The 11,938-nt window shown below is 42.3% G+C and carries 7 protein-coding genes; 5 read left to right on the plus strand and 2 right to left on the minus strand.

The features are described from left to right. Positions 1-43 precede the first annotated feature (43 nt). Both R8P61_11780 and R8P61_11785 read right to left on the minus strand, forming a co-directional pair. Positions 44-1,486: a DUF1501 domain-containing protein gene (locus R8P61_11780; protein ID MDW3647738.1), complete on the minus strand. Its 1,443-nt coding sequence runs from the start codon at positions 1,484-1,486 to the stop codon at positions 44-46. Between the two features lie 87 nt (positions 1,487-1,573). Next, positions 1,574-4,837, minus strand: a complete 3,264-nt coding sequence (locus R8P61_11785) for a DUF1553 domain-containing protein (protein MDW3647739.1) — start codon at positions 4,835-4,837, stop codon at positions 1,574-1,576. 163 nt (positions 4,838-5,000) lie between these two features. On the opposite strand from R8P61_11785, the gene R8P61_11790 reads away from it, so the two are divergent. The 5 genes from R8P61_11790 to R8P61_11810 all read left to right on the plus strand — a co-directional run bounded on the left by R8P61_11790 (position 5,001) and on the right by R8P61_11810 (position 11,912). Next, entirely contained in the window at positions 5,001-5,453 is a 453-nt protein-coding gene (locus R8P61_11790) for a hypothetical protein (protein ID MDW3647740.1), read from the plus strand. Between the two features lie 159 nt (positions 5,454-5,612). Further along, entirely contained in the window at positions 5,613-6,116 is a 504-nt protein-coding gene (locus R8P61_11795) for a MarR family transcriptional regulator (GenBank protein ID MDW3647741.1), read from the plus strand. A 24-nt stretch (positions 6,117-6,140) separates the two neighbouring features. After that, positions 6,141-7,253, plus strand: a complete 1,113-nt coding sequence (locus R8P61_11800) for an efflux RND transporter periplasmic adaptor subunit (GenBank protein MDW3647742.1) — start codon at positions 6,141-6,143, stop codon at positions 7,251-7,253. Between the two features lie 36 nt (positions 7,254-7,289). After that, positions 7,290-10,589, plus strand: coding sequence for an efflux RND transporter permease subunit (locus R8P61_11805; protein ID MDW3647743.1), 3,300 nt, complete (start codon positions 7,290-7,292; stop codon positions 10,587-10,589). Positions 10,590-10,601: 12 nt separating this feature from the next. Next, positions 10,602-11,912 carry a TolC family protein gene (locus R8P61_11810; GenBank protein MDW3647744.1) on the plus strand — a complete coding sequence of 437 codons (1,311 nt, stop codon included), beginning with the start codon at positions 10,602-10,604 and terminating at the stop codon, positions 11,910-11,912. Positions 11,913-11,938: the final 26 nt, after the last annotated feature.

Here is an 11,938-nt window from a genome sequence, read left to right on the forward strand (position 1 = left end):
GTTCGCAGAAAAACAGCAATAGAGCACCAGAACACATCTTGCCCTAACTCAATATCTCCTTGACCACATTTCCATGCACATCAGTCAAGCGATAACGCCTTCCCTGATGTTTAAAAGTCAGGCGTTCATGGTCCATCCCCATAAGGTGGAGCAAGGTAGCCTGAAAGTCATGTACGTGAACAGGATCCTGTATGATGTTATAGCCAAAGTCATCAGTCATGCCATAGCTAAAGCCTTTTTTCACTCCGGCTCCTGCCATAAAGAGCGTATAGCATTTGGGATGATGGTCGCGACCGTAATTGGTTTTGGTGAGTTTACCTTGGGAGTAGGCAGTTCGCCCGAATTCTCCGCCCCATATGACAAGGGTATCGTCTAAAAGGCCTCTTTGCTTAAGGTCTCTAATCAAAGCAGCGCTGGCCTGGTCGGTTTCTTTCGCTTGATTCTTAATTGCACTGGGGAGATTTCCATGTTGGTCCCATCCCTGGTGGTAAAGCTGTATGAATTTCACTCCGCGTTCTGCCAATCTTCTTGCCAATAGACAGTTAGCGGCAAATGTACCCGGCTGGCGACTATCTTCCCCATACATATCATAGATATAATCCGGCTCTTCATTTGTATCCATGATCTCAGGGACGGAAGTTTGCATACGAAAGGCCATTTCATATTGAGCCATTCTTGCCAGAATTTCCGGATCTCCTAATTCCTCATGATTGAGTTCTTCGAGCTGTTTCAGGTATTGCAATTGCTCCTGACGACTTTCTTCACTCACCCCTGGAGGATTACTTAAGTACAAAACCGGATTTTTACCAGCCCTGAACTGAACTCCCTGGTGTTGAGAAGGCAGAAAGCCATTGCCCCAAAGCCTTGAGTATAAGGGTTGTCCGAACTTATTTTTGGTAACCAGAACTACAAATGAGGGAAGATTCTCATTATCAGACCCCAATCCATAACTCAACCAGGAACCTATGGAAGGTCTGCCTGGAAATTGTGAACCGGTTTGAATAAAGGTAGCCGCCGGGTCGTGGTTGATTGCCTCGGTATGCATACTTTTGATGAAGCAAAGCTCATCCACTATTTTGGCCGTATGGGGCATCAATTCACTTACCCAGGCTCCACTTTTCCCATGTCGCTTAAAATCAAAAACTGAACCAGCAAGCGGAAATCGGGTTTGTCCTGCCGACATACCCGTAAGCCTTTGGCCCTTGCGAATACTTTCCGGAAGATCATCCCCGTTCATTTTTTGTAGCAGGGGTTTATGATCAAAGAGATCATGCTGTGAAGGCCCACCACTCTGAAAGAGATAGATCACTCTTTTTACTTTAGGAGAAAAATGGGGCCCGATCGGATCGGCAGCCGTCATAGGATTCGCTCCCATCAAAGACTGGGGGTTCATTAAACCCGCTAGTGAAATCGCTCCCAGTCCCAGAGAAGTTTTCGTTAGAAAATCCCTTCTTGAATAGTTCTTTTTTTCGTTTCCGCAGTTCATAGGGAAAAGTTTTGTAGTGTTGTAGTTCTGCAGTTTTGTGGTTTCATTTTACTCCCAACTTCCAAACTACAACACTAAAACACATAATTATCTTTTCATATAAGCCTCATCATGATTGAGGATGGTACTTGACACTACTGCTAATGCAGCAGTCTTCGGTATTTCCAGCTTTGTATTGCCGGCATATTCACCATAAGCAAGCAATTCTTTTGCTTTGGAGGGATCGTTTTGGAAGCGATCCAATTGTTTCTCATACAACTCTTTGAGCAATTTGATTTCTTCAGGCTTTGCTTTGCGGCCTGTGCTCAGTCTAAAAGCATATAAAATCTGTTCCTCCAGATCGCCTTCTTTTTCCAGTTGAATTCGCTCGGCGAGCACGCGAGCAGCTTCAACAAATTGGGGGTCATTAAGTAACACCAATGCCTGCAAGGGTGTATTGGTATTTTCTCTCTTGACTACACAAATATCTCTGTTAGGAGCATCGAAAGCTGTCATGGATGGATGTGGAGAGGTACGCTTGACAAAGGTGTATAAACTCCGTCGATACAGACTATCTCCCCTGGTAACTTTGTATCGAAGCAGGCGATAAGAGAAATTGCCTTTTTCTATCCAAAGGCCTTCCGGTTGGTAAGGCTTTACACTTTCGCCCCCAACTTTCTGCACCAAAAGACCGCTGGCTGCCAATGCATTATCTCTAATCATCTCCGCCGGCAATCGGTAGCTGGAACCCCGAGCCAACCATATATTCGATGGATCAATTTCTTTTGCCTTTTCTCTAATTTCGGATGATTGCTGATAGGTATGAGACATGTATATTTTCTTCAATAAAGCCTTCAGATCCCATCCGTTTTCCATAAAATCTACCGCCAACCAATCCAAAAGTTCCGGATGTGTGGGTAAAGCTCCCTGTACCCCAAAATCCTGGGGTGTATTAACCAGGCCCTGCCCAAAAATCATTTGCCAGTATCGATTAACGGTAACCCGGGCCGTTAGCGGGTTATCATTTGTAAATATCCACTTTGCCAGCCCCAATCTGTTTTGTAATTCCTCGGTTGAAAAGGCAGGTAGTACTTCGGGAGTACCCATTCCAACTTCATACATAGGATCATCATATTCTCCCCGGTTATAGGCGAAGGTAGTCCGAGCTTCGGGCATTTCCTCCATTACCATCACTTCCGGAATTTCATTGCTCAATTCCAGCCATTCATCTCTCAGGGCTTTCAACTTCTTTTTTTGAGCCACTACTTCCCTTTCTTTCCCAAGCCAATACACAGCTAAAAGATCTTTAGGTTCATCTGCACTTTCAATTCCGGCTATTTTTGATACTTCTATTTCTGCCAACTCTCTTCCATAAATTACCAATTCATCCATCAGGCCTTTGTAGGCTCCAATTTCCCCGGTAAAAGCTCTTCCGCTCAAGCCCACCCGTACACTCCTGATCTGGACAACATGTGAACCACCCGCTACGCTTTTTGCGGATTTATACAATTGATCAAAGACCACTTCGCCCTTCATTTTTTTCCCATCTTTGAACAAACTAAAGCCCTTTGCTTTGCCCGATCCATTATAGCTAAAAGCCAAATGCTTCCAGCTATTGATTTTTATGGAATCCTGGCTGCGAAAATGAAGGTAGTTGTGTGGGGGTGAATGAATGATTCGAGCATTCAGTCTATTTAAGGTATCCAGGTAAAAATCCCATCCCCGCCAATAGCTATTTTTCTCACTACTGGTTCCCATCAGGGTCTGGGTTTCCCCTTTCTTTCTTTTAGAAGTATTCGCCCATAATCCCGCAGAAAAAGCATCCGTCCATTCAAAATTGGGGATGTTTTGCAGGTAAATCTCATCATAGTTTCCGCTCAGCTCCAATGCATTTCCATTTTTTCCTTTTACTACTGAGGCTTTTCCATTGGAGACACTGACCGTCGAATTGTCAATCACATATTTAGCATTGCCATCTGTGATTCCATTTGAAAACTTTCTTTTCCCATCAGATTTTTTTCGCTCCCGAATGGAATTGAACGGATAATAGCCTACACGAGCTTCTTTGGCATGAGACTTTGGCAATTTTTTGAGGTATTCTTTGGTCGAAAGAAGCTTTGATTCTAAAGCCTTCAAAACTGCCTCTTCTTTCTCTATCTCAATTTTTAGTTGAGTCCTCTTTGTTTCTGTTTCATCATCTGCCACAGAAAGCATAGGCCCATAGTTCCCATCATCTCCCGTCATCCCCAATTCTTTTACATTATTGAAGAAAGCGGTGAGTTGATAGTATTCTTTTTGAGAAATCGGATCAAATTTGTGATCATGACAGCGCGCACAGCCTACGGTCAATCCCAAAAAAGCAGTTGATACTGTTTCCGTTCTATCAAATACGTAGCCCAGGCGAAATTCTTCATCTATCACTCCGCCTTCTGCTGTCATGGGGTGATTTCGATTGAAAGCGGTGGCCAGTTTTTGATCACGACTTGCATTCGGCATGAGGTCTCCCGCCAATTGCCAGGTGGCAAATTGATCATAGGGCATATTTTCCTGAAAAGCCTTAATCACCCAATCTCTCCAGGGCCACATCATCCGCCAACCATCTGCATGCATCCCATGTGAATCCGCATAACGTGAAATATCCATCCACTCCATTGCCATCCTTTCGGCATAAGCATCCGAATTTAAAAACTCATCTACCCTTTTCTCATAGGCTTGTGGATCCTCATCCTTCAGGAAATTTTCCATTTCCTCAACACTAGGAGGCAAACCCCTTACATCCATGCTCAATCTTCTGAGGAGTCGTTCCTTATCCGCTTTCTCTGCAGGCTCAAGACCTACTTGAGGCAAAGCATGCTGCACAAAGACATCAATCTCATTTTCGACTAAAGCTGCGTTTTTTTCATGAGCAGGAAGCGCAGATTTTTCAGGTGGAATAAAAGCCCAATGCTCTTTCCATTCAGCTCCTTCTTCTATCCATTTAAATAAAATGGCTTTTTCTCTTTCACTCAGAACCAAATTTGAGGTCGGAGGAGGCATTTGAAATTCAGGGTCATCACTAAGTATGCGTTCGATACTTTGGCTTTTCCCAGCCTTTCCAGCTACAAAAGCATAGCCATTACCTGAGGAAAGGGCCTTGAAAGCTTCATCTTCCAGGTCCAGCCTTAGGCCTGCTTCACGCGTATTTTCATCCGGACCATGGCAAGAATAGCATCTATCAGATAAGATAGGCCGCACATGGAAATTAAAATCAATTTTCTCCGGAAGCTCTGAATATGCCTCTTCCAGCTTTGCAGGAACCTTATCTCCACAAGCAGTGAAAAAGAAGAAAAATATGAAGGAAAGAAATGGTAGTAGTTTATAGCAAGTACGCATATTCTGAAATTAAAAAAGACTGCCCTTAGTTCCAATTGTGGTCGGAATGAACAGAAGTATATTTTTCAATTTTACGGTTTATAGATGCAACCCAAACCCTTGTTTAAACATCTGCCCCAGTATAGTTCATCAAATTTTGTCATTCTAATACACGTCTAAACACATGAAAAAATCTCGTTTTATTCTAGCTGCCCTTCTTTCGATATGCCTGTTTATTCCACAATTGAGTCAGGCCACAAATCCAGAATCAGAAGAAGTAGTTCAAAAATCGCTGGAAACCAAACAGCTTGAAAAGATTCTGGAGACAGATGAAAGTGGAAAATTTTTGCCCATCCAATTGGTGAGTAATGGTCTGGTAGACAAAGGAGCAGAATTCCGGAGAGATGGTAGCAAGATTTATGTTTTTGATAGTTCTGATGCCCAGGGCTTGAATCAAGACCAGAAGTATCTGGAGTTAAAAAGCATGAAGATCAAAAAGAAAAAATCGATCCTGAAATATGAGTATGCAGGAAAGAAGGTAAGAATCGCATTAAAGAAATTGGAAGGAGACTGGAATTATCGATCTATCTACATCAAAAAAGGTAAAGGGAGTTATTACCTGGATGTTACTACCTAACTAAGCATTTAATCCGTCATATTTATACAATCGTGTCCGGATGGTTCCCAGCCATTCGGGCATTTTTTTAATGAAGAAAAAATGAATTAGAAATAAATTTGATTTTTCCCGAACAATTATCATACCTTCGCGTTTAGTTACAAGTGTAACCAATTTTCTATGCAAGAAAATCCAAAAATATTTCAGAGTCTGGGTGCTTATCTGGGGAAAGCAGGTAAAGTTATGGGGAAGAGATTGAGCGAAAATTTTGCAGCTGCCGGATACGACATCAATTTGGAACACTGGATCATTCTTGTTCACCTCTGGGCACAGGATGGTTTGAATCAAAAATCCCTGTGTGATTTCGCCGGACAGCATAAAACAGCCATTACCCGAGCGATCAATAGTCTTGAAAAACTGGGCTTTGTAGTTAGGATTCCTGATAAATTGGATAAAAGGAACAAATTGATATACCTCACCCATCAAGGGAAAGAGGTTCGGGAAGGACTGGTTGAGCAAATGCAAAAAACCATAGGCGAAGCAACCAAAGGTATAGCAGCAGAGGATATCGAAACTTGCAAACAGGTATTGGGCAAAGTTTTCCTAAACCTGGCTGACGAAGAACATATACAATTTTCATCATATAATAGTTACAATCGTAACGAAACTAATAGTAACTCCTAACAATTTCACGCAAACACTAGCGAGATGAGTAGAAATATCACAGTTGCACTGGCCGTTGGATTCCTGATCCTTTCTGGGGTAGGATTTTCGGTAATCAGCGGTATGAAAAAACCGGCTGAACTAAAAGAAGTCAGTAAAGTAATCAAACAGGTAAAAGGCCTGGAAGTCAAAAATACCAGCCTAAATACCCAATTAGAAATAACCGGCCGCTTACAAGCTGCCAAGAAAATCGAGGTATTTACAGAAGTCGGAGGAACCCTGCTTCCAAATGGCAATCGTTTTAGGGAAGGAAATTTCTTTAAAAAAGGTTCTGTTCTCGTAAGGGTAGACAATAGCGAACAATTGTTGGGTCTGCTGGCTCAAAAGAGTTCGCTGATGAATCAAATTACCCTCATGCTCCCCGACCTCAAATCAGATTATCCGCAAAGTTTCCCCAATTGGCAGAAATACCTGGATCAAATGGATGTAAATAAAGCGCTGGAACCCCTTCCAGAAGCTGTTTCAGATCAGGAAAAGTATTTTGTTTCTGCCAGAAACCTTTACAATCTCTTTTACAATATTCAGAGCCAGGAGAAAAGAATGAGCAAGTTCACTGTTCATGCCCCCTTTAATGGAGCCTTATCTCAGGCGATGATTACAGAGGGAACCCTGGTACGAGCCGGTCAAAAACTCGGAGAGTTTATGAACACCTATACTTTCGAACTTGAAGCTTCAATAAACGAAGGAGATATCAATCTACTCAGAAGGGGAAATAAGGTAGAACTTTTCTCTGATGACAAAAGCAAAAGCTGGAAAGGTACCGTATTGCGCATCAGCAACACCATCGATCCGGCAACTCAAACCGTCAAAGTTTTCATTAGTGTTTCAGGAGAAGGCCTTAGAGAAGGTATGTATTTGAGCGGAACAGCAAATGGACGGAAACTGGATAATGTCTTTGAAATCTCAAGGAACCTCCTGATTGATCAGGATAAAGTATATGTCATAGAAGATTCCGCTCTGAAGATAGTCCAAATAAATCCCCTCTATCTAACCTCCCAAAATGCCATTGTTTCCGGTTTGCCAGAAAATAGCATCATGATGAACGAAGCCTTGATTGGTGCCTATGAAGGTCTGAAGGTTAACACCTATTTCGAATAATCAATCCCTAAATCACCTAAAGGAACAAAAGGAATTATGAAAAATATCATTTCCTATTTTATCAGACATGCGATATCTGCGGATGTGCTTGTCATCTTGATTCTCCTCTTTGGGGTTCTGGGATTGTCGAGTATGCGAAGTACCTTCTTCCCCGAAACGGATACGAAACTGATTAGCATAAACATCCCTTTTCCTGGAGCTTCACCAGAAGAAATGGAAGAAGGCGTAATCCTGAAAATTGAAGATAACCTCAGTGGAATTTCAGGAATTGAAACCATCACTTCTCTATCTCAGGAAAACTCAGGAAGCGTAAGGGTACAGATCAAAGATGGTTATGACATAGATGAAGTACTTACAGATGTAAAGAATGCTGTTGACAGAATCAACTCATTTCCTGCGGGAATGGAACCCGCTGTTATTTCAAAATCCGAAGTTTTAACGCTGGCAATTACCTTTGCGATTAGCGGAGATATTGATCTGCGAACCTTGAAACAGTTTGCGGATGAAGTGGAAGATGACTTGCTGGCGAGTTCTAATATTTCCAAGGTATCTGTGGCAGGATTTCCGGCAGAAGAAGTTCTTATTAGTGTAAGGGAAAATGATCTGCGGAAATTTAACCTCACTTTTGATCAGGTTTCAAATGCCGTTCGAGCTGCTAACATCGAAATCTCCGGTGGAACGATCAAAGGTAGCACAGAAGATCTCCTCATCAGATCCAAGAATAAAAGATATTATGCGAAGGATTTTGAGGACTTTGTAGTTGCTACCAATCCTGATGGCAGGCAGGTAAAATTGTATGAAGTCGCAGATGTCAAAGATGCCTGGGCCGAAGCAACGAATCGAGTATATGTAAATAGAAAACCAGCGGCATACATCAATGTAAACAATACTTCTGATGAAAACCTGCTTACGATTTCAGAAGAGGTTGGAGAATATATCGCCAGCTTTAATGAGAAAAACTCCGTCGTACAAGCAGAGATTATCAATGATGGTGCGGTAGAATTGAGGGAAAGGGTAAACCTGCTTTCCGAAAATGGAATTGTCGGTTTTACACTGGTTGTAATAATTCTGGCAATGTTCCTCCAAATCCGATTGGCTTTCTGGGTAGCCCTGGCCATTCCGGTTTCCTTTATGGGAATGTTTATTCTGGCTCCGCTCTTTGGGGTTAGTATCAATATGCTTTCTCTATTCGGTATGATCCTGGTAATCGGGATTCTGGTGGATGATGGAATTGTGATCAGTGAGAATATCTATCGGCATTTTGAGATGGGGAAAAGCAGACATCAGGCAGCTTTAGATGGGACCATGGAAGTGCTTCCCGCTGTTACAGGAGCCATCCTTACAACCATAGTCGCATTTGCTGTATTCTTTTTCATTGATGGAACAGTTGGGGATTTCTTCTCAGAAATCAGTGTTGTCGTAATTCTGACCCTGGCCTTCTCCTTATTGGAAGGAGCCTTTGTCTTACCTGCTCACGTTTCTCATTCCAAAGCCTTAACTCCTCCGGAAGAAAAAGTTGAAGAAAAAACACTAATCGGAAAATGGTTTCAGAAATTGCAGCAAAGCTTATGGGATGCAATGGAATGGATGAAAACCAGATTTTATGAACCCATTCTTCTTTTCTTCTTAAGAAATACCGTCCTGGGAATAGCCATTCCTATTGGCCTATTGGTATTAAGCGTCAGCTTGTTTTTCGGTGGATTTGTGGAAGGAACTTTTTTCCCAAATATAGAATCCAATTTTGTTACAGTAAGCCTGAAAATGCCTGCGGGTACACCAGAATCAGTAACACAAAAAGGATTAGATCAAATTGAAACCGCCGTTTGGAAGGTAAATCAGAATTACAAAGAAGAGCGGGCAGACAAAAAGGATGTCGTGCTTATTCTTTCCAAAAACCTGGGTGCTTCCAGCGGAGCAGGGGTAGCAGCTCCACAGGATGGTGCAATAGCAGCAACAGGAGGTGCCAATTCAGGTAGTGTCCTTGTCAACCTCATGAAGGGCGAAGACAGAAATCTCAAAGCTATTGAGCTTGTAGATGCCTTCAGAAAAGAAACGGGAACTATATTCGGAGCTGAACAGCTTTCATTTTCGACTGCTACTCCTTTCGGTGATCCGGTTTCTATTTCCGTAAGAGGACAGGATCTGGAGGAGCTTACTTCGGCAGTAAATGAAATCAAAGGCGAAATGGCAAAAATGCCGGACCTGGTTGATGTGAGGGATAACAATCAGGTAGGCCTGAAAGAGATCAACATAAAGCTAAAGGACAAAGGCTACCTACTGGGATTAACTCCCCAGTTTGTAATAGCTCAAATCCGACAGGGATTCTTTGGTGCAGAAGTTCAACGATTGCAAAGAGGGAAAGATGAAGTAAAAGTATGGGTACGATATTCCAAAGCTGATCGGTCATCAATCGGAAAATTGGAGAATATGCGAATCCGGACGGCAAACGGTCAGGCCTATCCTCTGAAAGAATTGGTGGACCTGGATTTTAGTCGGGGAATCATAGCCATCAATCACCTGGATGGAGATCGGGAAATTAGAATTATTTCTGATTTAGTCTCAGATGATGTTCAGTCTTCCGTTGCCAATGCTACGATAGAATCTCAAATCATTCCGGCTGTATTGTCAAAATATCCCAGTGTCCGATATTCTATGGAAGGACAGGTAAAAGAGTCTGCGAAAACTGCGTCTTCAGCAGGTAGAATCATGCCCTTTGCCTTTATCCTGATTATGACCATCATTATCGTAACCTTCAGATCATGGTCTCAGACGATAGCAGTAGGCTTGACATTGCCCTTTGGTTTCATCGGAGTAATAGTGGGTCATGCAATCATGGGTAAGCCTATCAGTATGCTATCCATGATGGGAGTATTTGCACTGGTTGGAGTGATGGTAAATGATGCCCTGGTATTGGTCAATGCATTTAATCAATTAATAAAAGAAGGCAAGCCATTCAAAGAAGCCTTGCATGAAGCAGCCCTCTCACGTTTCCGACCTATTTTCCTTACCTCATTGACTACCATAGCAGGTCTTACGCCTTTGCTGTTTGAAACCAGTTTCCAGGCACAGTTCCTGATTCCGGTTGCGATTTCTATCGCATTTGGCTTAGCAGTAGCCACTTTCATTATCCTGGTTACCCTTCCGGTTATCATGGTGATGTTTAATCAATACAAAAGCTTTGTCATCTGGCTATGGAAAGGAGAATGGTGGGACCCAACCGTCATCGAACCAGCATATGAAGGGCGTAAGAACCAATTTGGACTTTGGCTCTCAACTTCTTTAGCCTTTGTGTCTTTATTATTCCTCTTGTCAAAAATACCGGCATTGTTTAGCTAGAAAATCAGACCAATGAAAAAAATATTCATATACATACTGGGAATCTTTGTAGCTGGTATTCAGCTACAAGCCCAGGATACCTTAAACCTGGATGAAGCCATTCAGATTGCTTTGGAAAATAATTACGGCATCCTGATCGCCAAGAATGATGCTCAGGTAAGCAAGAACAATGCTCACCAGGGTGCAGCAGGTCTCTTGCCTGTAATCAGCCTGAGTGGAAGTGGAACCTATCAGAATAGTGCCACAAAACTTGAATTTGCCAGTCCTGAGATTCCGAATATTGATGCAAGTGGAGCTCAAAGCACCACATATCAAGCCGGGATAAATGCGAATTACACCCTTTATAGCGGAGGACGTAATAAGAATAATTTTCAGGTTCTGAAAACCAGTGCTTTGCTAAGCGAAACCCAAAGTAAAGCGACCATAGAAGCTACGATTACCCAGGTAGCCAATGCATATTATACCATCGCTCGTTTGGCCTTGAGCTATAAGACGCTGCAGGAGAACCTCGATATTTCTCAGAAACGCTTGAGTCGTGCCCAAAATCAGCAGGAATTTGGGAGTGCAAATAAGCTGATTGTGCTGAATGCTGAGGTAGATATCAATACCGATAGCACCAATCTTCTCAGCAGTTTTTACAATTTAGAGAATGCAAAAAGGAGTTTCAATCGTCTAATTGGCAGACCTATAGATACTCCATTTAGCCTGGACATCTTTTTGGGATTTGAAGAAATGATTTCTCTGGAAGCTTTGATGGATAATGCATTGGCGAATAATGTTCAAATGAGGCTAGCCGAATACAATCAGCAGATTTCAGAGTTAAACCTGAATATTGCGAAAGGAGCTTATAAGCCAAGTCTATCTTTGAATGCAGGCTATAATTACTCCTTGACGGAAAATGATGCAAGCTTTATCATTAGCCAAAGAGCCCTCGGTTTAACAGCCGGAGCCAGTCTGAATTTTGATATTTTTGCGGGTAATACGAGAAAAGTTAATGAGCAAAACGCCAAGATCAATCTTGAAAATAGTCGCTATCAAATGGAGGATACACGGCTAAATCTGGAGCGGGATCTCAGCAATGCCTTCTATACCTACCAAAACAACCTCAGTCAATTAAGATTGGAAGAGAAAAGTCTGAATGCTGCAGAAGAGAATTTCCGCAGAACAGAAGAAGCTCTAAAACTCGGGCAATCCAATTCGCTCCAGTTTAGAGAAGCCCAATTGAATCTTCAGAGAGCTAAAGATCGATTGGATGATTTAAAATATACTGCGAAGCTTAGCGAAATTGAAGTCCTCAGATTGAGTGGCAAATTGGTCGACTAAGACTCGCATACTTCTAAAAAAGCGGA

The organism is Bacteroidia bacterium (assembly GCA_033391075.1).
Classification (GTDB): domain Bacteria; phylum Bacteroidota; class Bacteroidia; order J057; family J057; genus JAWPMV01.